The following is a 23976-nucleotide window of genomic DNA, read 5'->3' as shown; positions in this document are numbered from 1 at the left end:
CGTCTCACCACTCCGCGAAGCTGCCGTCGGCATGGCGCCAGACCGGGTTGCGCCAGCGATGCCCGATGGCGGCCTGGCGCTTTACGAAGTCCTCGTTGATCTCGATGCCCAGGCCCGGCCCCTGCGGGATCGCCACATGGCCGTCGTGATAGGCGAAGACCGAGGGATCGACCAGGTAGTCGAGCAGGTCGTTGGTGCGGTTGTAGTGGATGCCCAGGCTTTGTTCCTGGATGAAGGCGTTGTAGCATACCGCGTCGAGCTGCAGGTTGGCGGCCAGCGCGATCGGCCCAAGCGGGCAATGCAGTGCCAGCGCGATGTCGTACGCCTCGGCCATGGCCGCGATCTTGCGCGTCTCGGTGATGCCGCCGGCGTGCGAGGGATCGGGCTGGATGATGTCGACGTAGCCCTCGTGCAGGATGCGCTTGAAGTCCCAGCGCGAGAACAGCCGCTCGCCCAGCGCGATCGGGGTGCTGGTGTGGTTGGCGATTTCCTTCAGCGCCTCCGCGTGCTCGCTCAGCACCGGCTCCTCGATGAAGGTCAGCTTGAAGGGCTCCAGTTCCTTGGCCAGCACCTTGGCCATTGGCCGGTGCACGCGGCCGTGGAAGTCGACGGCGATGCCGAAATGCGGGCCCATCGCCTCGCGGATCGCGCCGACGCGCTCCAGCACGGCGTCGATCCTGGCGTGGCTGTCGATGAACTGCAGTTCCTCGGTGCCATTCATCTTGATGGCGGTGAAGCCGCGTGCCGCCACCTCGCGCGCCGCGTTGGCGGTGTCGGCCGGACGGTCGCCGCCGATCCAGGAATAGACGCGGATGCGGTCACGCAACTGCCCGCCCAGCAACTGGTGCACCGGCTGGCCGAGCGCCTTGCCCTTGATGTCCCACAGCGCCTGGTCGATGCCGGCGATCGCGCTCATGTGGATGCCGCCGCCGCGATAGAAGCCGGCGCGGTACATGATCGTCCAGTGATCCTCGATGCGGAACGGATCCTTGCCGACCAGGTAGTCGGACAGCTCGTCCACCGCCGCGGCCACGGTGTGGGCGCGGCCTTCCAGCACGGGCTCGCCCCAGCCGGTGATGCCGGCATCGGTTTCGATCTTCAGGAACAGCCATCGCGGCGGCACCACGTAGGTGGTGAGCCGGGTGATCTTCATGGCCATGGTCCGGGTCCCTTGCGTGTGGGTCGTCAGGCGGCGGGCGCCGCCCGCAGGCTTTGCCAGGACGCGACGAAGGCGCGGGCGCGGGCGGCGACCGCGGCTGCATCGAATCCGGGCTGATACAGTGCCGAGCCGAGGCCGAAACCGGCGGCCCCGGCGGCGAGATAGGGATGCATGGTGTCCGGCGTGATGCCGCCCACCGGCAGGAAGGCGGTGCCTTTCGGAAAGACGCTGCGCAGGGCCTTCAGCACCGGCGGGCCCATCAGTTCGGCCGGGAACAGCTTCAGCGCGTCGGCGCCGGCCGCGAGGGCAGCGAAGCCTTCGGTGGGGGTGGCGATGCCGGGGGTGCAGGCCATCCCCGCGGCCTTGGCGGCGCGGATCACCGCGGTATCGGCATGCGGCATGACGGCGATGCGCCCGCCCGCCGCCGCCACCGCCGCCGCGTCCTCCGGACGGGTGACGGTGCCGGCGCCGACCAGCACGCTCTCGCCGAAGATCCGGTGCAGCCGGGCGATGCTCTCCAGCGGGCGCGGCGAATTCAGCGGCACCTCGATGATGGCGAAGCCCGCATCGGCCAGGGCCTGTCCGATCGGCTCCACCTCCTCCGGGGTGACGCCGCGCAGGATGGCGATCAGCGGCAGGCGGTCCATGTAGGTCTGCAACGACATCGGCAGGTCACTCCTGGCAGGATGCGGAAGGGGCGACGAGCCCGGCGTCGCGGGCGATGCGCCACAGCCCGGACGTGGCGGTGTCGCCGAGGACGATCGGATCGGGACCGCCGAACAGGGCGATCGCCCGCGCATAGCGGTCGCACAGCGCGGCATCGCCCACCAGCGCCAGCGGCCCGGCGGTCTCCGGCGGCGCAGCCAGGGCGGTGCGCAATTCGTCGCCGATCAACAATCCCGAGAGGTAATCAAGGCTTTCCGCCGCGCGCAACGCGCCCGCCAGCACCAGCGCGCGGGCCGAGAACAGCAGCGGCGCGATACCGCCCGGCGCATCGCGCGCGGCGAGCAGGCCGCGGGCGAAGGCAGCGGCGGCGGCCTCGGCTTCGGGCGCGCCCTCTCCCGCGGCGAGGCGGCCGAGGATGGAATGGCCGCGCAGCACCGCGAACAGCTCGCCGGTCATGTAGGTGGTGAAGTGCCGGATGCGGCCGTCGGTGACGGTGACCCATTTCGAATGGGTGCCGGGCAGCACGATGCGGCAGGAGGCGTGCAGCTCAGCGCGCAGTGCCAGCGCCCCGGCGATCTGCGTCTCTTCCCCGCGCATGACATTGGGCGTCGCGCCCCATTGCGCGACGCCGGGCACCAGCAGCAGCCGCGTGCCCGGCACCGCGACCAAGGCGTGGGCGAGTTCGCCGGCGCCGGCGGGGCATTCCAGGTAGGGCGCCTCCACCCAGCCCTGGGCGCTGCCGATCATGCCGCTCGCCAGCGCCGGCAGCTCCGGCCAGCGCGCCTGCCACGCCGCCGTGACCGTGGCGAAGGCGCCGGCGAAATCGCCTGCCTGGACCTGCATGATTCCCCATGGCCCGGCCCGGCGGTCGAGCACCGCGCCATCCGGCCCGAGCAGGTAGGCGCGCAGCGACGACGTGCCCCAGTCGAGCGCGACCAGGGACGGGGCGACGAGGTTCGTCATCACGCCGCGTCCTGTCCGGTGGTGCCCACTTTCCAGCCAAGCTCGCGGGACACCGCGCGGGCGGCGGCGATGACATCGGGAACCAGGCTTTGCATGCGGGCCTCGGACATGTAGGGCGCGGCACTGGCCACGCTGATGGCGGCGACGATGCCGCCCCCGGCATCGCGCACCGGGGCGGCGACGCAATGGATGCCGATCTCGTTCTCGGCGAGATCGATGGTGGCGCCGGCGGCGCGGTAGCCTTCCATGCGCGCACGGTATTCCGGCCAGGGCAGCGGCGTGCCGCGGCTGCCCGGATGGTGCAGCCCGACATCGTACAGCCGGCGCCATTCGGCCGCGTCCATGTCGAGCATCAGCGCCTTGCCGACGCCGGTCAGCGCGATCGGCATGCGATGGCCGACGCGGCTGCGCATCTCCAGGCCGCGCTGTCCCGGCAGCTTGTCGAGATAGAGCACCTCGCTGCCTTCGGGGATGCCCAGATGCACCGTGTCCTCCGTCCGCGCGGCCAGGGCTTCCAGATGCGGCCGGGCGATGGCGGCGAGCGGCATCTGTTCGCGCGCCTGGAAGCCGAACTGGATCAGCTTGGGGCCGAGCACGTAGCCCCGGCCCGGGTCGTTGCGCAGGTAGCCGGCCTGCAGCAGCGCGCTGGCCAGGCGCTGGGTGGTGCTGCGGGTGCAGCCGATCGCGCCGCCGATGGAAGCCAGGGTGCGCGCCCCGGCGGCGACCGCCTCGATCACCGCGAGGCCACGGAACAATGTCTGCGCGCCGGGGATGGTTTTGTCGTCCATCGGTCATGCCTCCGTGCGAACCCTAGCCGGGCCCGAAGCCGTGTCAATATGTGAGATATTAACCCATATTATGGGTTAGTCACGTGTCATTCCGTCCGGGCACGCGGTCATGGAACGGGTGGATGGCCCCGGCCTGTGGCTCTTTCAGCGGCAGGCCGAGGGGGTGCGGAACGAGGCAAGGCAATCCTGCACCCGCATATAGGCGGCGAATTGCGGGTACAGCAGCCAGCCGCCGGCCAGCAGCAACAGCAGGAAGCCGATCGTCAGCACCCCGACCAGGTCGATCGGCCGGTGCCGTCCGGGCTGCCCGCGCGCCGGGCGCCCGGCCGCCGTGTCCTCCTCGCCGGTCGTGGCGGGATCGCGGTCACGCGATGGGGGCTGGTCCTGCATGGCGGGTCCTCATGTCTTCAGTCGCAAGGGCATGTGCAGGGCTGACCAGCGCAGCGCAATCCGCCATCGCAGGCCGCCGCGGCCTCCTGGCAATTTCCCGTGCCAGGCCTTATTTGTTGCAGATGCAAAGCAGAACGACCCGGGATGCGCCGGCCGGGCAGGGCCGCGGCTGGCCGGCCTTTTCTCCGTTCCCGGCGACATTCCGCGGGACCGGGCCGGACGGACCATTGTCCGAAGAGCAGCGGGTGCAACTGCTGGCACCGCTGCTGGACCATGTCGCCTCGCTGATCCTCGCCCATCTCGCCTCCGTCCTGCTCGGCTGCATCGGGGTGGCCCGGATCGAGGCGGCCTGGCCGGCATGGTTCCTTGCCGGCAATCTCATCCTGATCCTCGCCCGGCTGCTGACGCTGCGGCGGCTGCAGCGGTTGCGGGCGAGCCCCGCGGGTGGCCGCCCGCGCGACATGCTGGCGGCCAGCCGCCCTTATTTCGCCGTCGGCCTGGTGTGGGTCGGCCTCAACGGCCTGTTCGGCAGCCTGTGCCTGCTGGGCTCCGAGGACGAGGTGATGCGGCTGCTTGCGATCGCGCAGGCCTTCGGCATCGCCGGCGGCACTGCCTCGCGCGCCGCCGGCACGCCGCGCTACGCGTTGCTGCAGATCGTTGGATGGCTGCTGCCGGTGGTCGCGGGCACCGCCATCTCCGGCCCGGACTACTGGGGCATCACCCTGCTTGCGCTGCTCTACGCCGCCGTGCTCGATCTCATCGTCCGGAGGCATTTCCGGCACATGCTCGCCCTGATCGCCGCCGAGCGCGCCAAGGACGCGCTGGCGGGGCGGCTGGCGGTGGCGCTCGGCAACATGAAGCAGGGACTGGCGCTGTACGACGCCGCAGGGCGGCTGCAACTGGTCAACCGCCGCTTCCACGAGGCCTTCGGCCTGGCCCCGGACGACCTCGTCCCCGGCATGACCGAAGCCGAGGTAACCGCGCGCTGCGGCGTGCCCGGGCAGGACGCGCCGGCCGCCCCCGGACCAGGATCCGGGCCCGGCCGGCCCGAGGGCCGGCTGGCCACGCATGACGGCCGCGTCGTCGCCCTGGCGTGCGAGGCGCTGGAGGATGGCGGCTGGGTGGTGACCTGCGAGGACGTCACCGGACGCTGCCGCGACGAGGCCCGCATCGCCCACATGGCGCGCCACGACAGCCTCACCGGCCTGCCCAACCGCGCCCTGTTCGCCGAGCGCATGGAACAGGCGGTGGCGCGGCTTGGTGGGGGCGAGCCCTTCGTGCTGCTGTATCTCGACCTCGACGGGTTCAAGGCGGTCAACGACACGCTCGGCCACGCCACCGGCGACCGGCTGCTCTGCCTGGTCGCCGGGCGCATCAGCGCCTGCCTGCGCGAGGCCGACACCGTGGCCCGGCTCGGCGGCGACGAGTTCGCGATCCTGATGCCCGGCGTGAAATGCCCCGCGGCGACGGAGCTGATCGCGCACCTGCTGATCCGCGTGATCGGGCTGCCCTGCGGCATCGACGGGCGGCAGCTTGTGGTCGGCGCCAGCATCGGCGCCGCCTTCGCCCCCGCCGGCGCCGCCAGCCCGGACAGTCTGATGCGGCAGGCCGACATGGCGCTGTACCGGGCCAAGGAGAGCGGGCGCGGCTGCTACCGTCGCTTCGAGCCGGAGATGGAGCGGCGCCTGCGGGTGCGGCAGAGCCTGGAGGCCGACCTGCGCGGCGCCCTCGGCCGCGGCGAGTTCGAACTGCACTACCAGCCGATCGTCAGCCTCACGACCCCGCCGGAGGTCTGCTTCGAGGCGCTGCTGCGCTGGCGCCGCCCCGGGCGTGACCTGGTGCCGCCCGGCAGCTTCATCAGTGTGCTCGAGGAAACCGGGCTGATCGCCCCGGTCGGCGCCTGGGCATTGCGCACCGCCTGCGCCGATGCCGCGGGCTGGCCTGCTTCGGTGCGGGTCGCCGTCAATGTCTCGCCCGCGCAGTTCCGCAGCGGGACGCTGGTGGCGGAGGTCGAGGCGGCGCTGGCGGAATCGCGGCTGCCGGCGGCGCGGCTGGACCTCGAGATCACCGAGGCGGCGATCCTCACCGACGACGCCGCCATCCTCGCCACCCTGCACCGGCTGCGCGCCTCCGGGATCCGGGTGGCGCTGGATGATTTCGGCACCGGCTATTCCTCGCTGAGCTACCTGCGCCACTTCCCGCTCGACAAGCTCAAGATCGACCGGTCCTTCGTCGTCGGCCTCGACAGCTCGCACGCCTCGGCCTCGATCGTGCGGGCCATCGTCACCCTGGCCCGCAGCCTGGGCCTGGTCAGCATCGCCGAGGGCGTGGAGACGCCGGAGCAGTTGCACCACCTGCGCCGGCTCGGCTGTGACGAGATCCAGGGCCATCTCTTCGCCGCGCCGCGCCCGAACGAGGAAGTGCCGGCGATGCTGCGGCGGATCCACGAATACACACTTCTGGAGACATGGATCCACCTGTCGAGGCCTTATGGCCGCGCCCAGGAATAAATAATAAATCGATAATATTCCCATATCGCCCGTTAAAAATCTGGCTTTCACGCGAATTTGCATGACGATCTTCAACAAACAGGCGATCTTTCCTTGCGACGACTCCAGAAGACGGATTAATCGCCCAACAAATTTCCCCGAGTGGATTGCCCAGGGCCCGACGAACCGCAATGCCAGCCGTCCCTTCGTTCCCACTGGCATTCTGGTTCCACGGGCCGCGGCCGCCACCGCCCGATGCCGTGCAGGTGCAGCTCGCCCTGCCGCTGCTGCAGCGCACCGCCTCGCTGGTGCTGGCGCATTTCGCCCTGCTGCTGCTCTGCGGCATCGCCGTGGCCCGGATCGACGCCGCCTGGCCCTGGCTGTTCCTGGTCGCCAACCTCGCCGCCGTGACGGCGCGGCTGGTGGTGCTGCGGCGCCTGCGGGCCAGCCACGAGGCCGGGCTGCCGCGTGGCATCCTCGCCGCCACCCGTGATTATTGCCTGGTCGGCGGGCTCTGGGCGGGGCTCGGCGGCGGCTTCAGCTATCTCGGCATCACCCAGGAGGGCGACGAGCCGCTGCGGCTGCTGGTGACGGTGGTGGCGCTCGCCACCGCCAGCGGCGCCGGCTCGCGCAACGCCGCCACCCCGCGCTTCGCCCTGCTGCAGGTGGTCGCCTGGCTGCTGCCGCTCGCCCTTGGCGCGGCCGAGGTCGGCTGCTGGAGCATCGCCGGGCTGGTGCTGCTCTACATCATCGCCCTGGCCTCGCTGATCCAGCGGCATTTCGGCGACCTGCTCGCGTTGGCCTCGGTTGCGCGCGCCAAGGACGCGCTGGCGGGGCGGCTCGCGGTGACGCTCGGCAACATGAAGCAGGGGCTGGCGCTGTACGACGCGGAAGGGCGGCTGCAACTGGTCAACCGCCGCTTCCACGACGCCTTCGCCCTGCCCCCGGACAGCCTCTCGCCCGGCATGACGGAAGCCGAGGTGGCGGCGCGCTGCGAGGTGCAGGCCGAGGACTGGGTCGGGGCCGGAGCCTCCGGGCCGGGCTGGGCGGAGGGGCTGCTGACCACGCGCGCCGGCCGCGCCGTCGCGGTGTCGCGCCAGGCGCTGGCCGATGGCGGCTGGGTGGTCACCTGCGAGGACGTCACCGAGCGCCGCCGCGACGAGGCGCGCATCACCCACATGGCCCGCCACGACAGCCTCACCGGCCTGCCCAACCGCGCCATGTTCCGCGAGCGGATGGAAGCCGCGGTGGCGCGGCTGGGCCGCGGCGAGCCGTTCGTGCTGCTGTGCCTCGACCTCGACGGGTTCAAGGCGGTCAACGACACGCGCGGCCACGCCACCGGCGACCGGCTGCTCTGCATGGTCGCCGAGCGCATCCAGGCCTGCCTGCGCGAGATCGACACCGTGGCCCGGCTCGGCGGCGACGAATTCGCCATCCTGCTGCCGCGCGCGCAATGCCATGCCGACGTGGAGCTGATCGCGACGCGGCTGATCGGCACGGTCGGCGCCCCCTATCCGATCGACGGCCGGCAGGCGGTGATCGGCGTCAGCATCGGCGCCGCCTTCGCCCCCGCGGATGGCAGCCTGCCGGACCGGCTGATGCGCCAGGCCGATCTCGCGCTGTATCGCGCCAAGGAAAGCGGGCGCGGCCGCTTCTGCCGCTTCGAGCCGGAGATGGAGCAGCGCCTGCAGGCGCGGCGCAGCCTGGAGGCGGAGCTGCGCGGTGCCCTCGACCGTGGCGAGTTCGAACTGCACTACCAGCCGATCGTCGCGGTGGAAACGACCCGGGTGGTGCGGCTGGAGGCGCTGCTGCGCTGGCGCCATCCCGTGCGGGGCCTGCTCGCCCCCGAGGGCTTCATCGCGGCACTCGAGGATGCCGGCCTGAGCGGCACGGTGAGCGAGTGGGTGCTGCGCCGGGCCTGTGCCGATGCGATGCTCTGGCCCGACGGCCTCGGCGTCGCCGTGCACTGCGCGCTCGCCCGGTTCCGCGGCGACGCCCTCGCCGGCAGCATCGCCGCCGCGCTCAGGGAGACCGGGCTGGCGCCGGCGCGGCTGGAGCTGGAGGTCACCGAGGCCGTCATCGGCGGCGGTGACGCGGGCGTCGCGGCGGCGCTCGGGCGGATCCGCGGCCTGGGGGTGCGGGTGGCGCTGGATGATTTCGGCACCGGCACCTTCTCGCTCGGCACGCTGCACACCCTTCCGCTCGACCGGGTCAAGATCGACCGCAGCTTCGTCGGCAGCCTCGGCACCTCCAACGTCGCCGAATCGATCATGCAGGCCATCGTCACCCTGGCCCGCAGCCTCGATTTCGGCACCACCGCCGAGGGTGTCGACACCGCCGAGCAGTTGCGCCACGTCCGCCGGATCGGCTGCGACGAGGCGCAGGGCCATGTCTTCAGCGCCCCCTGCCCGGGCGCGGACGTGCCTGCCATGCTGCGCGGCATCGCCGCGCGGCTGGAGGACGTGGCGCCGGAACGCGGCTGAGCGCAACCATTGCGACAAAGGGAGCGCGCCTTTCATGGCCGCCTACTCGTGTTCGCTTGAACGTCGGCGGGGGTGATCTCGACGGTCGCTGTCATACCCGCAGCCAGTTCAACGCCTGAAGGCACTCGATCGATATGGATGCGGACCGGTATGCGCTGGGCAAGGCGCACCCAGGAAAATGTCGCCGCTACATTGGGCAGGCCGAGATGACCCGGCGCGTCGTTGCTGTTCTCGATACCGCGACCGATACTTTCGACATGGCCAGTCGCTGGCTGATCAAAGCCCATCAGCATGATCTGCGCTGGGTTTCCAACGCGGATTTTCTGAATTTTAGTCTCCTCAAAATAACCGGTGATCCAGAATCTGGACGCATCGAGGATAGCGACCCTGGTCGTGCCCGCCGTTGCATAGTCGCCGGGCCGAAGCCTCAAATTGGTGACATATCCATCGATCGGTGAACGGATCGTCGAGCGGGCAAGATCGAGTTTCGCCAGCTCAAGTGTTGCCACTGCGGCCTGATAGGCAGCGCTGGCCACCGCTGCCGCCCCGCCGGATTGCTGGACGGCTTCCTGTGAAACAACATCCTTGAGTTGGCGCTGCCGCCGTGCGGTCGCCTGACGAACGATCATATCCTGACGTCTCGCTTCGACGTCAGCCTCCGCCAGTGCCACTGCCAGCCGAAGCCGCTCGGGGTCGATCTCGTAGAGAATGTCACCCCGTTTAACATACTGATTATCGGCCACAGGCACGGAGCGGATCGTACCGGAGACTTCCGGCGCGATCTGCACGACATCCACGCCGACCCTGCCATCGCGGGTCCAGGGCGCTCGCTCGTAACGGCCCCACGCCTGCACGGCGACAAAGGTGGATAAAAATACGACGCAAAGGGTCAGGGCATATCGGCCGAGCAGGGACAGAAAAGGTTTCACGACAATCGTCCGATCAGTGGCAGGTACTGCATGAGCAGACCGCAGATGATGAGAAAGGTGGCGATTTCGACGAGTGGCCGATAAGCGAACAGGCGGGAGATGCCGGTAGCGGCGAAGCAGCGCATCGTTGCGATGGTGGCGATCAGCGCGATGAACGCGAGGACCACCAGACCGGGGATGAAGACGCCTCCGAAATTAAAATCAACGATCATGAGCCGGATGCGCCTCCCTTTACCGTTCCACCGGAGCCGAGTGCGAAACGGAGGTCGATGAGCAGATCGAATACCCGCGACCGGCTTTTGTATGAGCTGTCCATCATCATCGCCATCAATGTCTCAATGCGCTGATCGAGGTCGATAAAATCGGCAGGCGTTGTCGGACTCCTGACGCTGAAGTACACGGTGATCGCGGAAAGAAGGTCGCCTGTTGCAGCGCCGGCCTCGCCCTTTGTCTGCGGGATCGTCTTGCGAAGCTGACCGGCGACATACCCGATGCGAAGATGGCGCAGGGTATCGTCAAGGACGTTTGCACATGTTTTCCCGGACGCCCGCAGCCTCGGCAACAGCAGCGCCGTTCGGTCGATCATCAGGCTTGTCCAGCGCGCTTCGTTTGGTGCGCCGCCCAGAGCGCGGCGACCAACATCCCGTCGACTGAGGTGAAGCAGCCGATTGATCGCGACGTGCACCGGCACGGTCTGGAACAGAGACATGCTGACCGCCCCGAAACCGACCGCCGCAAAGAGCGCGATCACGGTGTTGAGGCAGGCGGCGAAGTCACCAGTGTAATTGGTACCCAGTCCCGAGAGGATCGGAATGGTGAGAGTGATGCCCATCGCCATGAACGTCGTCGGCAGCCGCGCCTGCAGAGAGCCAGCCAACAGGAATGCCGGGGCAAGGACCGCGACAAGAACTGCGAAGTTCGTTACCTGGGGAAGGATGGCGAAGCTGTAGACGAGGCTGATCAGCACCCCGTAGATAGAACCGACGATATATTTGACGACAAATGGCACAGGCGCGTCGAAGCTGCCGAACAAGGTGCAGCATACGCCGAGAATGGAGACTGCCGTTCCGCCCTCCGGCCAGGCCGACCATATCCAGAAGGCGCAGCCGCTGAGGATACCGACGATGCAGCCCAGCGCTGCGCGGGCCGCCATCCATGGATCACGGTGATAGACGTACCCCCTTGCACGTTTCGGCCCGTGAAGCGACGCCGTTTTTCGTGGGCGCCAACTGGCGTTCATGCTCTGCCTGAGCCTGTCGCAGTCATGAAGCAGGCCAATCATTTCGGCCAGATGGCCGGCCAGATTGGCGCCAACACTGTCGCCCAGGGTTGCCGCATCTGTGCCCAAATGTTTCTGGACCGATCGTGCGCGCCCAATCAGCCGAGTTGCCGCCGTCTCCCCATCATCCGCCTCAGTGGTTGCGATCCAGGCCCGGACATCACCAACCAATGTGGTCAGGTCATCAGCCGTATCGCCGTCACCCATGCCGAGAAAATGTACCCGGTCTTCGATTTCAGCCGTGAGGGGAAGCAGCCTGGCGAGACGATCGTGGATCAGTTGCAATGTCCCGCGCCGTGGCGTCACAGATGCGGGATCATATGGCAGATGCGTCGCAAGCCCCTGCAGCGTCAGGAGGTCAACAGCAAGCTGGTGACGATCTTTACGGTTTTCTTCCGGCGTTCCCGTCAGCGCGTCGCCCGCAAGCCGGCGAGCGTCCTGCAGCGTCGCCGACAGCCTGCCGGTAAAGTGGCCCGTCATCGGCTTCGGCAGGACGTAGCGATGGATCAGAACCGCGCAGAGAATCCCGATGGAAATTTCCTGAACGCGCAGAGAGGCAGTGTCGAAAATCGCACTGGGATCAAGCACGCCCGGAAAACCGATCAGGCTCGCCGTATAGCCAGCAAGAACGAAGGCATAGGCTCGCGGCGTGCGATCAAGCAGCGAGAAAAACAGGCACAGACCAATCCAGCCAGCGAGGATAACGCTGCACACGATTGGATCGTTCACGAAATTCGGAACGATCGCTACCGTCGCTATCGCGCCAATGAACGTGCCGGCAAAGCGATACACGCCACGACTGAATGATGCTCCGGCGGATGTCTGAGAGACGATGTAGACTGTAACGATGGCCCAGAACGGCTTGGGCAGCCCTATTCGTAGCGAAAGATAATAGGCCAGCATCGCGGCGGCGAAACTCTTCGCCGAAAAGAGGATCGCGTCCGCATCCACCTTCATGGCGGGCGTGCGAAGGAAGTTCGGTCCCGCCTGCAGCACTGCTGCACAGGTCCTGGTCAAGCGGGTACTTACGGGCAGCATCGCGTTCATGCCGCCAGTTGTGACTGACTTGCAAAAGCAAATAAATTCGATATTATGCCATAAAATCCCTAAAAACGGCCATTCTCATGCCGGTGTTGCGATCTGCCGTTAGCGTTTTTGATCCCGACCTCACCTTTCTGCCTGCGGTCGCCCATAAGCTCGATTTCTCCGAGCATGAGGCTGAAGTGCCTTTGCATGTGCATCGCAAGGGGCAGTTGATCCTGGCCCTGCACGGAGCCGTCACCTGCACTGCGGGCAATGAAATCTGGATCGTACCCCCCAATTGCGGGGTATGGATTCCGGGCGGTGTGCCGCACAGCGCCCGCGCAACTGCAAATGCGCGGCTCAACTATCTGTTCGTGGAGCCGGAAGCAGCAAAACTGCCTGAGAACAGTTGCACACTTTCGATTTCATCAATGATCCGGGAAATGGTCGAGCGCCTTGCCCGCGAGCGTGCGGATTACATTGCCGGCAGCCATGCCGCCCGGATTGCGCGCGTGCTACTGGACGAACTCGCGGAAATGCCACGTGAGCGGTTCAATCTGCCGATTTCCGGTCATCCAAAGATCCGGGCGATCGCCGATGCTCTGACAGCGGAGCCCTCGAACCGAAGCACCTTGAGCGATTGGGCGAAGCGGGTCGCGATGAGTGACAGATCATTGGCGCGGCTGTTGATCCGCGAGACAGGGCTGACGTTCGGACGCTGGCGACAGCAACTGCACCTCGTTGTCGCCCTTCGTGAGCTGGCGAGTGGCGAGACGGTGCAGAATGTTGCAGCCGGACTCGGGTACGAATCAGTGAACGCATTTATTACAATGTTCAAGAAGGCGCTAGGACGCACCCCCGCTCAGTACTTTGCGCAACGTAGTACCCCCACGCACCCAGCCTGAAAAAATAAGGCTATCTTACGCTGTCTATCTCTGTAACAAACAGGCGTTCTGCCGCCCGTTCAAAGATCAATGCTCTGGCGGTATTCCAGGATCGAATATCCGGTCGCATCGGCGATGGTGAGCCGGTCTCCTCCGACCCGGTAGCGGGCGGCGCTTTCCAGCAGGCCGAGGTAATCCCTCTCCTGGGTCATGACCCCCTCCGGGCCGGTGCAATAGATCCTTGTGCTGATGGCCGGGCCGATGTCCAGTTCCCTGGCCGAGCGTTCATAGGACGCCGAATAGGAATTGCACCCGGCCGTCCCGCTCACCCGCCCGTCCCTGAACGCCGCGGTGATCCTGGTGCCGTCCAGCACGGGATGCCCGCCATACGACACCAGCAGCCAGCGATGGTTCTCAAGGCCGTCCCGAAGCAGGCTGAATTCGTCCTGTGACAATTTATCCCCCATCGGTGCTTATTTTATTATAATCGGTCCACTTACTGTAATAATCTATTCAATTTAACTCAAGCCCCCACGATTTCTGGTGCAGGGCGGATCAGCGCAGCACATCCGGCATTGTTTCTCCACCAACGCAAGGCGGTCGCCGCGCGGCACGTTGCGATGCATCCGGGTTTGCCGGCAGCCGCAAGGGCTGACCGGCATTACGCCGCGCGCACCTCGACCAGGAAGCGGCCAACCTCGCCACGCAGCTTCTCGGCCTGGTGCGACAGGTCGGTCGCGCCTTCCAGCACCTGCCCCGCCGCCGCGCCGACCTCACCGGAGGCCTGCGTGACGGAGTCGATGGTACGCGAGACCCCCTGGGTGCCTTGCGCCGCCTGCATCACGTTGCTCGCGATCTCGCGCGTGGCCGAGCCCTGCTGCTCCACCGCCTCGGCGATGCCGGCGGCGATTTCGTTGATGCGGTCGATGGTCTGGCCGATTCCGGCAATGGCTTCGACCGCCTGTCCGGTCGCCTTCTGCACCCCTTCGATCTGGCCGCGGATCTTCTCGGTGGCGCGGGTGGTCTGCGAGGCCAGGTTCTTCACTTCGCTCGCCACCACCGCGAAGCCCCGGCCCGCGTCCCCCGCACGTGCCGCCTCGATGGTGGCATTCAGCGCCAGCAGGTTGGTCTGCCCGGCGATGCTGCTGATCAGCCCCACGACCTCGCCGATGCTCTGCGTGACCTCGGCGAGCCCGCGCATGATGGCATCGGTGCGCGTCGCCTCTTCCACCGCGCCGCGGGCGATCCGCGAGGATTCCGTGACCCGCCGCGCGATCTCGGAAACCGAGGCGGAGAGTTGCTCGGCGGCGGAGGCCACCGTCTGCACGTTGGCGGAAGCCTGCGTCGAGGCGGTGGCAACGGCGCCCGCCTGCCGGGTGGTCTGCTCGGCGGTGCCGGCCATCGTCCTGGCCGCCAGCTGCATCTGGGTGGCAGCGGAAGCGACCGCATCGACGATGCCGCCGACATTGGCCTGGAAACCGTCGGCAAGCCGGCCGCGCTCGATCTTCCGGGCCGCCTCCATCTCGGCCTTGCGCGCGGCGGCCTCGGCCTCGATGCGTTTCATCTCCAGCGCATTGTCCTTGAACACCTGCACGGCCGCGGCCATCTCGCCGACCTCGTCGTGCCTGTCCGTGCCCGGCACGGTGACGGACAACTCGCCCTTCGCCAGGCGCTGCATGATGGCCTTGAGGCTGCCGAGCGAGCGGGTGATGTCGCGATTCACCAGCCATGCCGCCAGCAGGGCGACCAGCAGGATCGCGCCGCTGACCAATCCGATTTTCCGCAGGGCCGTGGCGAACAGGGCGTCGAGGTCGTCGGTATAGGCGCCGGCGATGAAGAAGGCGTCCCAGGGCGCGAAGCGGGCGACGAAGGAGACCTTGTCGAGCGGCTGGGTCTGGCCCGGTTTCGGATAGGGATAATGAATGGTCCCTTCGCTGGAGGTGCGCAGGGCGTCCAGGGCAAGTTCGGCGGTGGTGCGGCCGATCCCCGCTATGGGCGGGGGGGTCATGCCTTCCCGTCCCGGCAAAGCGCCATGGATGATCACGAGATTCCCGGAGCTGAGGAGCGAAAGGTAGCCGTCGCCACCGTCGAACCGCATCGCATGGATGACCTGGCGCATCTGGTCGATCGCCTGCGGCCGGGTCAGGTGCCCGGCCACGACACGGTCCTCCAGCGCGCGGGCCAACGTGACAGCCGAATGCACGACCGCGCGGAGCTTGTCCGTACGGTCGTCGATCATTTGCTGACGCAGCATCGAACTGCTCAGGGCGACGATGGCGATCATCGCCAGGACCGAGAGCCCCAGCAGCAAGGCCAGTTTGGCAGGAATTTTCAGGCGATGAAGGGTCATGCTGACACCGGAAGAGATCAACGGCTTTTCGGGAAGGCGGTGAAACAAGGCCGTCATTCGCAACAACAGGCAGGAAGTCATCTTGATGGCGACATAGCCGCGTCCGGTCACTTACTTGCATGATGCACGCGCACCAGCAAGATTATAATCAACCAAATGGCGTTAAATGTTCATTTTAATTTAATATTCTGCTGAGCGCTCCGGATTTTTGTTGCGCATTATTATTAGAATTGGCGAGAGAATGTCCGAATGGCGGCAGGGATACCCGCGCCCTGCGGCCCGTCTCAGAAATCGGCGCGCAGCGACAGGTAGACGCGGCGTTCGACCAGGGTGCCGATGCCCTGCGCCTGGCGCGCCTGCAGCACGTCGTCGCCTTCCAGCGCCACGATCAGCTTCGGCGTGATGCGATAGGCGACGCGGGCCGAGGCGGAGACGCAATCCTTCACCGTCACCAGGGCGATTCCCGTCGCCGACATGCGGTAGCCGGCGGCCGAGCTGCCATAGCGCGCGAACAGGTCAGCCTCCCAGTTCCCGTGCGTCCAGCCGACATGCGCGGTGGCGATGTGGCGGGGCGATGCGCGCTGGTACTCGATATAGGCCGGCATCAGGCGGCCAGAGGTAAAGGCGCCCCGATATTTCAGCCCGACCTCCAGCTGCGGGCCGGGATGCGTCGTGACCCCGACTTCCACACCCGCGACATGGGAGGTGCCGAGGCTGACGGGCACGAGGGTCGGCACGGCGACGGCAGGCGGCAGCACGAGTGCCTGTCCGTCGAGCGTGCTGCTCAGGGCACGGTTGGCCTGGGTGAACGCCGTCAGGTCCAGATCGGTCGCGAGCCGTTCCAGGCGGCGGCGATAGCCGATCTCGTAGTCGTCCACCACCGTGGTCGGCGCGAAGGGCGAGCCGCCCGAGACGAAGCTCCCGAAATTCACCCGCATGCCCAGATCCAGCAGCGTCGGTGGCTGGATGCCGCGTGCGGCCGACAGGCGCACGCTGTCCAGCGGGCCCGGCTTCCAGACCAGCGCGGCATTCCATGCCAGCGTGCCGAAGCCGCGCCGGTTGTAGTCGGCATCCGAAAACGGCTGGCCCGGCCCGTCATATCCGCGGCCGTGCAGCCAGAGCCGGTCGTAGCGCAACGCCACCGTCGATTCGAGGCTGTCGGCGAGCGCCCAGTTCCACATGCCGCCGACCGAGGCGACCTGGTAGCCGACCCCGACCGGGCTGCCGGACACCAGGCCGCCGGCGAAGGTCCAGGCGGCGCTTTCCTGCAGCTCGTTGCGCCGGTACTGCACGAAGGGCCGCAGCGTATGCGCAGCCCCCACCTTGATCGTGTCGCTCAGCTCGATCACGGTGGTGCCCTGCTGCCAGGCCGGGGTGCCGGCGATCCGGTAGCCGAAGCCGTTGTGGTAGACCGAGGCGTCGATCAGCCCCTGCCCCGTATCGGCGGTGATGCGCCCGCGCAGGCTCCAGACCTCCGCCTGGTTGCGGCTGATGAAATTGGTGTCCACCTGTCCCGTCCGGGTAGTGACGTAGCTGGCGTCGAGCCCGGCCCGGACAGCCCCGCCCAGGCCGAACGTGGCCGTGCTCGCCACCTGCGCATTGGCGGGATCGACGCGGTCATCGGCGGATGCATAGCCGTGCGCGAACCGGTCCTGCCGCCGCAGCCCGGTGGAGATGCGCAATCCCCCGTTGCCCGGCAGCGGCGTCGTGGCCACGCCCGACAGCTCGCCATAGGCGCCGCTGCCGCCGCGCAGAACGACGGTGTTCACCCGGTCATAGCCGGGATCCCAGGTGACGATGTTGATCACGCCGGCGGCGGCGTTGAAACCGAACAGGGCGCTGTTCGGCCCGCGCACCACCTCGATCTGCCGGATCTCCGAAAGCTGCACCGGAATCGCCGACCACAGGGTGCGGCCGTAATCGTCCAGGTAGACCTGCCGCCCGTCCACCAGCACCAGCAGCCGCGGCACGTTCGGCGTGGCGTAGCCGCGCACCCCGACCGCATAATCGTCCGGGGTGAAGCGCATGACATCGAGCGTGGTGTACCGCGCCAGCACGCCGGGGATGTCGTGCGCGCCGGAGCGGCGGATCTGCGCGGCGGTGATGATGTCCATGGCCACCGGCACGTCGGAGGCGCGCTGCGGCTTGCCGGTGGCGCTGGTGGTGACCGGCTCGCCGAACAATTGCTCCAGCGCGCTGCGGTCGAGCCCCTGGGCGGCGGCGAGGCCGGGCGCGCCGGTGAGGACCAGCAGGGCGGCGAGCAGCAGGGGGGCGCGCATCGCTCAGCGCTCCTGGATCAGCATGCGGAAGGCGGAGGCGAATTCGAGCCCGGCCCGCTGCGCGGCGGCACGGCTGACCAGGATCTCGACACGCGGCTGGCTGCGCAGGGCGACCACCGCCTGGGCGGCGTCGACGCTGGCGGGGTCGGGGCTGACGATGAGCACGCCGCGCCCGGCGAGCGCCGCGGCCAGCGCGCCGGCCTGCGACAGGGCAGCCTCGGTCAGCAGCAGCGCGGGCGGGGCGGCCCGGCTGGCCTCCTCCAGCGTGAGCAGGCGTGGCCGCAGCACCAGGTTGCCGGCGCGAACGCCGCCCGGGACGGTGGCGACGAGTTGCTCGGCCTCGGCGCGGCCGGCGGCGGACTGCGCCGGATAGACAATGCCGATCTCGACATCGCCGCCCGGCGGGTGGGCCAGGAACCCCATGACGCGGGCGATCAGTTGCAGATCGCGCGGTCCCGTTGCCGCCGGCACGGCCGTGCCGAGACAGGTCAGGGCCAGGGCCAGGGCCAGGGCCAGGGCCGGGCCAAGGACAGCCCCCCGGCAGCGGCGGGAGACGGAGCCGGGGGCGGCTGGTCGTTGCGGGAAGGTCCTCACGTGGCACCGTGCCAGGATTCGCGCCCCCGTGGGCACGGGAGCATCCAATATTGCCCGGCGCCATATGGACCAGGAAGTTTTCAGGCACCACGTATTTCAACCATTGATCGTAAAATCCTCCCGCGAGTTGCATTTGTGCTGCAATATTTTTGCCAAATTGCACCGATTTTGCCCGTGCATTTATCTACGAAATACTTTTGACTCTCGCGACAAACTTCACCTTAAAGTTGAATTACTTCCGATTTCGGCCTAATCACTGCCGCCCCCTGGCCGAGGAGCCCTTCATGCCGCTTCGCCTTCCCGCCTCCATCGGCGCGCGCGTGACCGCCGCGCTGCTCGTGCTCGGCGGGGTCGCCCTGGGTGGCGCGGGCGCGACCTACCTCGCCATGGCGGCCCAGGCGGAACGGGTCGCCGCCCTGACCCGGGCCGAGGACGGGCCGATGCTGGTCGAGCGCCTGCGCGCCGCGGTCTACGCGGTGGTGATGGAAAGCCGCGGCCTCTACATCGCCCGCGATGCCCGCCAGGCCACGGGCTTCGCGAAGAACCTGAACGGCCACCTCGCCGGGATCGAGGCCGACTGGCGACGGCTGCAGGCGGTACTGCCGGCGACGGAACGGGCGCGGACCGCCGGGCTGGGCGGGGCGATCGGCGATTTCGTGCGCCTGCGCACCGAGCTCGCGCGCATCGGCGTCGAGCAGGGCGCCGCCGCCGCCGACCGGCTCGGCAACAACGACGCCAACCGCTCGGTGCGCGAGGCCTTCAGCCGTGGCCTCGACGAGCTCGCCCGGGTCACCGATGCGGCGGTCAAGCGGCTGGAGGAAGAAACGATTACCGCCGGCCACACCCTGGCGCTGACGCTGCTGGCGACGACGGGGCCGGCGGTGCTGGGGGTGCTGGGGGTCACGCTGTGGCTGATCCGCCGCGGCATCTCGCTGCCGCTGCGCCGCCTCGCCGGCGCGATCGACGAGATGGCGCAGGGCAAGCTCGACGAGGTCGTGCTGCCGCCGCCCGGCCGCGACGAGGCCGGCCACATCGCCGCTGCCGCCGCGGTGTTCCTCCGCCAGCTCCGCCGCAGCCGCGAGCTGGAGGCCGAGGCCGCCGCGCAGCGCGGCACCGCGGCGCGGCGGCAGAGCGCGATGGACCGCCACACCCAGGATTTCGGCACCTCGATCTCCGGGGTGATGGGCGCGCTCGCCGGCTCGGCCGGGTCGATGCACGCGGCCGCCGAAACCATGGCCCGCGCCGCCGCCGAGATGCGCAGCCAGGCCGGCCTGACCGCCGAGGGCGCCGGGCACGCGGCGCAGCGGCTCGGCGCCATGGCCGGGGCGATCGGCGAGCTGACCGGCAGCATCGCCCAGGTCTCGCGCGAGGCCGCCACGGCCGCGCAGGTGGCCGGCGCGGCCGTGCAACGCGCCGAGGCCAGCCAGGAGAAGATGCGCAGCCTCGCCGAGGTCACCACGCGCATCGGCGAGGTGACCGGGATGATCAGCACCATCGCCGGCCAGACCAACCTGCTGGCGCTGAACGCCACCATCGAGGCGGCGCGCGCCGGGGACGCCGGGCGCGGCTTCGCCGTGGTGGCCGGCGAGGTGAAGGCGCTGGCCACCCAGACCGCGCGGGCCACGCAGGAGATCAGCGGCCAGATCGAGGCGGTGCGTGGCGCCACCGCCGAATCGGTCGCGGTGATGAGCGATGTCGCGCAGATCATCGGCCGCATGCAGGAAGTGGCCACGGTGATCGCCGCCGCGGTGGCGCAGCAGGACGCCGCCGCCCGCGACATCGCCGCCAGCGTGCAGGCCGTCTCCGCCAGCGCCCACCAGACCACCGAGGCAATGCAGGCCGTGGCCGGCATGGCCGAGGAAGTGGGCGGCGTCAGCCGGCAGGTGCTGGGTTCGGCCGGCGGCATCGGCGAGGAAACCACGCGGCTGCGCGGCGAGCTCGACCAGTTCCTGGCCGCGGTGCGCGACGAGGGCGGCGAGCGCCGCCGCTACGAACGCCTGCCCGGCAATGGCGCGGTGGCGAAGCTGCACGCCGAGGGCCGCGCCGCCGCCTCGGCGACGATCCAGGACATCTCGCGCGGCGGCATCGCGGTGCTCTGCGACTGGACGCTCGCAGGGGGGGCGGAGGTGGTGCTCGACCTGCCCGGCGCCGGCGGCCCGGTGGCCACGCGCGTGGTGCGCGCGACCGGCACCGTGCTGATGCTGGTCTTCCGCCAGGACAGCGAGACGCTGGGGCGGGTCGACCGCGCCCTCGCCGCGATCACCGGCCTGCGCGGCGCCGCCTGAGCCGCGCGCGACCCGAGGGGGCAGCTGCTCAGGGAACGCTGTCGAGCACCCTGCCCCGGGTGGTCATCACCGCTTCCGATGCCTCCGGCGCGTCGAGCATCAGGCTCGATCCGGCATAGACGAAACGCCGGTTGTCGCCGACCGCGACCGACTTGATCGATGAATCGCTGGTGATGCGCACCCGCACGCGCACACATGAGGCCAAAGGCGGGATCACGACCGGCTCGATCGTCTCCAGGCGCAGTTGCCACCGGTCGCCGCTGAACGCCGCCACCGGGTCGTCCGCCCGGCCGTCGTCGCGGTACAGCGACCCGGCCGGGATGGTCAGCGGCGCCATGATCGGGGCCGCGAGATCGACCTCACGGCACACCAGCAGCGTGGCCGCGTGCACCGGGACGGCGACGAGGAAGGCCGCGCCGGCGAGTGCCGGCGCGACACATCTCCGCCAGCCCGACCGCTGCAGCACGGCGGACGGGCACGGGGAGGCAGCGGAAGGCCGCATCTACTGGGTGATGTTGACGGTGTAGCCGGTCGCGGCGGCGGTGACGTTGGCGTTCAGGTAGGCATTGCTCGTGGCCTGGGTGACCAGCACGCCAGCGCCGCCGGCAAGCGTCGTGCCGGCACTGTACGTGTTTCCGTTCACGGTCAGGATCGCATTTGCACCTGTTCCGCTTTGCACGACGCGGACGACCGCCGCGCCCGACGCGCCGGCGACGCCGTTCAGGGTCACGGACGCCGCCGTCCCCGCCGCCGAGGAGGTCAACCCGTAATCGACCTGGCTGGTTGAATCAGCCGTGAGCGTCGACGACTGGCTACCCGAAACTGCACCAAAATCATTTGATACAGTGTTATTGTTGCTCGCGGTTGTCACGCTGACGGTCTTGGCCCCAGGGCCGGTGGAGGTTGTCGAGACGGTGTTGGTGTTCCCCCCAATGGTTCCGGAGATGTTGATCGAGTCGGCGCCGCTGATCGCATGATTAATAGTATTTGAAGAACCAGTGTATGTAACAGCGTATGTCAGATTATTGGCAGAAGCTGCCCGCAAACTCAGGTTATTTGTTATGGCATTGCTATCGCCAGTGATAGTTAGAGCATAATAAACATCATTAGGTGAACTCAGTGTGCTGGTAATATTATTGCCGGTTCCGTTCACACTGAGGGCATAGTTGACATTGGCCGTTGCCGTCAGGCTTTCGGTAATCGTATTGTCGGAAACCCCTGTATTTGTCACGCTGGCGGTGGCAGCGGCGGCGGAGGGCGCACCAGCCGCCATTCCCTGAACGGTTCCGCCGGAATTAATCGCGATCGTATGGACGTTGTTCCCGACCAAACTCGCATGCGTGGCATAGGTCGCCTGGAACTTGTTGGCAGCGCCACTGGCGGACTTGATCGAGCCGTACAGGTTGTTGGCCCCTCCGCCGCCATTGGAGGTCTGTGTGATCGAAACGCTGTCCCACGGTCCCTTCACATGGAACGAGCCCGTCCCCGATGAGTCGATCTGGATCGAATTGGAATTGCCGGTGCCGCCCTGGGTAATGGCCAGCGTCTTGACTTTACCGCCGGCGCTCGTGGCATCGATGTCGATATAGTTGCTGGCGCCCGCGGTGCCGGCAAGGGTCGCGAGGGCTGTCGATGTCGCCAGGATCTGCATGAAGCTACGCAAGTCTTGATGCTCCTTTTGCCTGCAGATCCTTTCCGGCGTTCACGACACGCGCCGGCGGCAGCCGTTCTGCGGAAGCTGTCCGTGTTAACTCCACCAGCCGTCGTGAATGCCGCGATTGATCAGCTGGGCGAGCGCCCCGCGCGTCGCCTCGCGCAGCGCGAGCCCGACCGGTTCGTTGCCCGATCCGCCCAGTTCGAAATCGACGATCGAGGTTGAAAAAATCTTCACGCTGTGGCCGCCGACGACCAGCGACGTGATGGACTTGGTGGCCGAGCTCTGGCCGAGCACTTCCCCGGACTGCACCGCCACGGCGCGCAGGCTGAAGGTGATCAGGTCGGTGACGATCGTGCCGGTCCCGCCGATGCCGGCGAAGGCAAGGCCGCCGGAGGCCTGGCGGGTGGACCGGTCATAGGCGACGACCTGCCCGACCAGCAGCACCTCGGCTACCTTCAGCGTGTTCAGCTTGCGCGCCACCACGGCGCTCGCCCCCGCTGCCGCCGCGGCCTCCTGTGCCGCGTTGTTCAGCGCGAGCGTCGCGATCTGCCGCTCGCGCAGCAGCTCGTCCACGTGCTGGCGCTCGACCAGGCTCAGGTAGCCGGGCGAGAGCGACCGTACCGCGTCGATCAGATAGGGCGCGCAGTCCTGCGGCACCGCGGCACTGAGTTCCTGGACGCTTTGCGAGGGGCGTCGCTGCCCGCTGGTATCGATGCAGTTGTAGATGGTCGCCGTCAGCGGGCGCGGCGGCGGCGGGGGCAGCGGGATGTTCTCGGACTGCGTCGTCTCGGCCGAGGCCGACGGCAGCGGATCCATGGTGCAGCCGGCCTGTGCGAGCAGGCACAGCAGGGCCGCCGCCCAGCGGGTCATCCGGGGACCGCGCTGCATGGCCCTAGCTTCCGCTCGGGATGGTGAGCGTGGTCGAACCGGTCGGCGAACTGATGGTGACGCTGAGCTGGCCGTCCGAGTTGACGTAGGTGATGGCGACGTTGCCCGTCGAGATCGTGCCGGCGTCCCCCTGCTTCGAGTTCGCGATCCTGTCGGCGATGTTGTGGGCGACCAGGCCGGTCAGCTGCGAGGTCAGCGCGCTGATCAGCGGTGCGTAGGGATCGGCGGCGGTGGCCTTGGCCGCGGCCGCCTTCGCCGCCGCCGCTGCCGCCGCCCGCTGCGTCGCGATCAGCGAGGCCTGGGCCTGTGCCATCTGGTAGGGCACGGTGTTGCTGCCGCCGAAATTCGGCGACATGAGCCCGTAATGCAGCTCGGTCGCGTGCAGCTTCGGCACCGCCACGCCGAAGCCGACCGCAACGGCGATGCCCCAACAGGCCAGCCGCAGCCTCGAGCGCCCGGCACGGGCCTGGTTCGTGGTAGCCGGCACCGGGGAGGCATGGGCAAGGGCTGACGCGGCAATGATCTGGCGAATCCACGCCAGTCCGCTTCCGGGACTGACCGTGGCAATCATTGAAGCATTCATTACGTGCTCTTCTGAACATGTAGCCGGATGGGTGTGTACTGGATGAATCTCACTGATCCACGCCCAGGACCTCATGCGAACACATTCGTGACATTTACAGTCACGCATGGTCCACGATGAACAACCATGACGCACTTACCTTCTAAGTTTTTTATGCGTTTTGGTTGTGAACAGATTTGTCATATTTTGCTTTGGATACATGACCATTTTTGACGAGTGCGCATGTTTTTGCGCTGCCTCGGCATGGTACGAATTTCCATATATTGCTGACGGCGAATCAGCATCAT

Annotated in this window: 20 protein-coding genes; 4 read left to right on the top strand and 16 right to left on the bottom strand. The window is 67.9% G+C overall.

Annotated elements, in window-relative coordinates:
• Positions 1-4: 4 nt before the first annotated feature.
• The 5 genes from dgoD to NBY65_RS19910 all read right to left on the bottom strand — a co-directional run bounded on the left by dgoD (position 5) and on the right by NBY65_RS19910 (position 3966).
• The gene (dgoD, locus tag NBY65_RS19930; protein ID WP_239002905.1) at positions 5-1159 is read right to left on the bottom strand and encodes a galactonate dehydratase; all 1155 of its coding nucleotides are present in this window, start codon (positions 1157-1159) and stop codon (positions 5-7) included.
• Between the two features lie 26 nt (positions 1160-1185).
• The gene (locus NBY65_RS19925) at positions 1186-1824 is read right to left on the bottom strand and encodes a 2-dehydro-3-deoxy-6-phosphogalactonate aldolase (RefSeq protein WP_150042529.1); all 639 of its coding nucleotides are present in this window, start codon (positions 1822-1824) and stop codon (positions 1186-1188) included.
• Between the two features lie 7 nt (positions 1825-1831).
• Positions 1832-2788, bottom strand: a complete 957-nt coding sequence (locus NBY65_RS19920; protein ID WP_150042530.1) for a 2-dehydro-3-deoxygalactonokinase — start codon at positions 2786-2788, stop codon at positions 1832-1834.
• Positions 2788-3576 (bottom strand): IclR family transcriptional regulator, encoded by a 789-nt coding sequence (locus NBY65_RS19915; protein WP_150042531.1) that lies wholly within the window; start codon positions 3574-3576, stop codon positions 2788-2790. The genes NBY65_RS19920 and NBY65_RS19915 overlap by 1 nt, the downstream gene beginning before the upstream one ends.
• Positions 3577-3720: 144 nt before the next feature.
• Entirely contained in the window at positions 3721-3966 is a 246-nt protein-coding gene (locus NBY65_RS19910) for a hypothetical protein (RefSeq protein ID WP_162530682.1), read from the bottom strand.
• 227 nt (positions 3967-4193) lie between these two features.
• On the opposite strand from NBY65_RS19910, the gene NBY65_RS19905 reads away from it, so the two are divergent.
• Both NBY65_RS19905 and NBY65_RS19900 read left to right on the top strand, forming a co-directional pair.
• Positions 4194-6476, top strand: a complete 2283-nt coding sequence (locus tag NBY65_RS19905) for a putative bifunctional diguanylate cyclase/phosphodiesterase (RefSeq protein ID WP_162530683.1) — start codon at positions 4194-4196, stop codon at positions 6474-6476.
• 170 nt (positions 6477-6646) lie between these two features.
• On the top strand, positions 6647-8938 hold the full coding sequence (locus tag NBY65_RS19900) for a putative bifunctional diguanylate cyclase/phosphodiesterase (RefSeq protein WP_150042533.1): 2292 nt from the start codon (positions 6647-6649) through the stop codon (positions 8936-8938).
• Positions 8939-8970: 32 nt separating this feature from the next.
• Here NBY65_RS19900 and NBY65_RS19895 read toward each other — a convergent pair whose 3' ends face one another.
• The 3 genes from NBY65_RS19895 to NBY65_RS19885 are packed head-to-tail and all read right to left on the bottom strand — an operon-like array spanning position 8971 to position 12193.
• Positions 8971-9867 carry an efflux RND transporter periplasmic adaptor subunit gene (locus NBY65_RS19895; protein WP_203330588.1) on the bottom strand — a complete coding sequence of 299 codons (897 nt, stop codon included), beginning with the start codon at positions 9865-9867 and terminating at the stop codon, positions 8971-8973.
• Positions 9864-10079, bottom strand: coding sequence for a DUF1656 domain-containing protein (locus tag NBY65_RS19890; protein WP_150042535.1), 216 nt, complete (start codon positions 10077-10079; stop codon positions 9864-9866). Before NBY65_RS19890 ends, NBY65_RS19895 begins: the two co-directional genes overlap by 4 nt.
• Positions 10076-12193 (bottom strand): FUSC family protein, encoded by a 2118-nt coding sequence (locus NBY65_RS19885; RefSeq protein WP_338110428.1) that lies wholly within the window; start codon positions 12191-12193, stop codon positions 10076-10078. Before NBY65_RS19885 ends, NBY65_RS19890 begins: the two co-directional genes overlap by 4 nt.
• Positions 12194-12270: 77 nt before the next feature.
• Here NBY65_RS19885 and NBY65_RS19880 point away from each other — a divergent pair, with 77 nt between their 5' ends.
• The gene (locus NBY65_RS19880) at positions 12271-13074 is read left to right on the top strand and encodes an AraC family transcriptional regulator (RefSeq protein ID WP_150042536.1); all 804 of its coding nucleotides are present in this window, start codon (positions 12271-12273) and stop codon (positions 13072-13074) included.
• A 59-nt stretch (positions 13075-13133) separates the two neighbouring features.
• Here the strand turns inward: NBY65_RS19880 and NBY65_RS19875 are convergent, their stop codons facing one another.
• From NBY65_RS19875 to NBY65_RS19860, 4 genes are all read right to left on the bottom strand, one after another.
• Positions 13134-13508: an META domain-containing protein gene (locus tag NBY65_RS19875; protein WP_162530684.1), complete on the bottom strand. Its 375-nt coding sequence runs from the start codon at positions 13506-13508 to the stop codon at positions 13134-13136.
• 206 nt (positions 13509-13714) lie between these two features.
• Positions 13715-15403 carry a methyl-accepting chemotaxis protein gene (locus tag NBY65_RS19870; RefSeq protein ID WP_162530685.1) on the bottom strand — a complete coding sequence of 563 codons (1689 nt, stop codon included), beginning with the start codon at positions 15401-15403 and terminating at the stop codon, positions 13715-13717.
• Between the two features lie 284 nt (positions 15404-15687).
• Complete coding sequence (locus NBY65_RS19865) at positions 15688-17682, bottom strand: TonB-dependent receptor plug domain-containing protein (protein ID WP_150042539.1); 1995 nt, start codon at positions 17680-17682, stop codon at positions 15688-15690.
• A gap of 3 nt (positions 17683-17685) precedes the next feature.
• Positions 17686-18276 carry a YfiR/HmsC family protein gene (locus NBY65_RS19860; RefSeq protein WP_150042540.1) on the bottom strand — a complete coding sequence of 197 codons (591 nt, stop codon included), beginning with the start codon at positions 18274-18276 and terminating at the stop codon, positions 17686-17688.
• A 284-nt stretch (positions 18277-18560) separates the two neighbouring features.
• On the opposite strand from NBY65_RS19860, the gene NBY65_RS19855 reads away from it, so the two are divergent.
• The gene (locus NBY65_RS19855) at positions 18561-20561 is read left to right on the top strand and encodes a methyl-accepting chemotaxis protein (protein WP_150042541.1); all 2001 of its coding nucleotides are present in this window, start codon (positions 18561-18563) and stop codon (positions 20559-20561) included.
• 28 nt (positions 20562-20589) lie between these two features.
• Here the strand turns inward: NBY65_RS19855 and NBY65_RS19850 are convergent, their stop codons facing one another.
• The 4 genes from NBY65_RS19850 to NBY65_RS19835 form a co-directional block, all read right to left on the bottom strand.
• Positions 20590-21063, bottom strand: a complete 474-nt coding sequence (locus NBY65_RS19850; RefSeq protein WP_150042542.1) for a hypothetical protein — start codon at positions 21061-21063, stop codon at positions 20590-20592.
• The gene (locus tag NBY65_RS19845) at positions 21064-22224 is read right to left on the bottom strand and encodes a beta strand repeat-containing protein (RefSeq protein ID WP_150042543.1); all 1161 of its coding nucleotides are present in this window, start codon (positions 22222-22224) and stop codon (positions 21064-21066) included.
• An 84-nt stretch (positions 22225-22308) separates the two neighbouring features.
• Positions 22309-23106, bottom strand: a complete 798-nt coding sequence (locus NBY65_RS19840; protein WP_150042544.1) for a CsgG/HfaB family protein — start codon at positions 23104-23106, stop codon at positions 22309-22311.
• A 4-nt stretch (positions 23107-23110) separates the two neighbouring features.
• Positions 23111-23689, bottom strand: coding sequence for a curli assembly protein CsgF (locus NBY65_RS19835; RefSeq protein WP_162530686.1), 579 nt, complete (start codon positions 23687-23689; stop codon positions 23111-23113).
• Positions 23690-23976: the final 287 nt, after the last annotated feature.

The sequence above is a fragment of the Rhodovastum atsumiense genome (genome assembly GCF_937425535.1).
GTDB lineage: Bacteria > Pseudomonadota > Alphaproteobacteria > Acetobacterales > Acetobacteraceae > Rhodovastum > Rhodovastum atsumiense.
This window is presented reverse-complemented; position numbering and strand designations above follow the sequence as displayed.

Excerpts from the sequence above, each read along its gene's own strand:
- dgoD (WP_239002905.1), bottom strand. The coding sequence starts at position 1,159 with ATGGCCATGAAGATCACCCGGCTCACCACCTACGTGGTGCCGCCGCGA.
- NBY65_RS19925 (WP_150042529.1), bottom strand. The coding sequence starts at position 1,824 with ATGTCGTTGCAGACCTACATGGACCGCCTGCCGCTGATCGCCATCCTG.
- NBY65_RS19920 (WP_150042530.1), bottom strand. The coding sequence starts at position 2,788 with ATGACGAACCTCGTCGCCCCGTCCCTGGTCGCGCTCGACTGGGGCACG.
- NBY65_RS19915 (WP_150042531.1), bottom strand. The coding sequence starts at position 3,576 with ATGGACGACAAAACCATCCCCGGCGCGCAGACATTGTTCCGTGGCCTC.
- NBY65_RS19910 (WP_162530682.1), bottom strand. The coding sequence starts at position 3,966 with ATGCAGGACCAGCCCCCATCGCGTGACCGCGATCCCGCCACGACCGGC.
- NBY65_RS19900 (WP_150042533.1), top strand. The coding sequence starts at position 6,647 with ATGCCAGCCGTCCCTTCGTTCCCACTGGCATTCTGGTTCCACGGGCCG.
- NBY65_RS19890 (WP_150042535.1), bottom strand. The coding sequence starts at position 10,079 with ATGATCGTTGATTTTAATTTCGGAGGCGTCTTCATCCCCGGTCTGGTG.
- NBY65_RS19885 (WP_338110428.1), bottom strand. The coding sequence starts at position 12,193 with ATGAACGCGATGCTGCCCGTAAGTACCCGCTTGACCAGGACCTGTGCA.
- NBY65_RS19880 (WP_150042536.1), top strand. The coding sequence starts at position 12,271 with ATGCCGGTGTTGCGATCTGCCGTTAGCGTTTTTGATCCCGACCTCACC.
- NBY65_RS19870 (WP_162530685.1), bottom strand. The coding sequence starts at position 15,403 with ATGACCCTTCATCGCCTGAAAATTCCTGCCAAACTGGCCTTGCTGCTG.
- NBY65_RS19865 (WP_150042539.1), bottom strand. The coding sequence starts at position 17,682 with ATGCGCGCCCCCCTGCTGCTCGCCGCCCTGCTGGTCCTCACCGGCGCG.
- NBY65_RS19855 (WP_150042541.1), top strand. The coding sequence starts at position 18,561 with ATGCCGCTTCGCCTTCCCGCCTCCATCGGCGCGCGCGTGACCGCCGCG.
- NBY65_RS19850 (WP_150042542.1), bottom strand. The coding sequence starts at position 21,063 with ATGCGGCCTTCCGCTGCCTCCCCGTGCCCGTCCGCCGTGCTGCAGCGG.
- NBY65_RS19840 (WP_150042544.1), bottom strand. The coding sequence starts at position 23,106 with ATGCAGCGCGGTCCCCGGATGACCCGCTGGGCGGCGGCCCTGCTGTGC.
- NBY65_RS19835 (WP_162530686.1), bottom strand. The coding sequence starts at position 23,689 with ATGAATGCTTCAATGATTGCCACGGTCAGTCCCGGAAGCGGACTGGCG.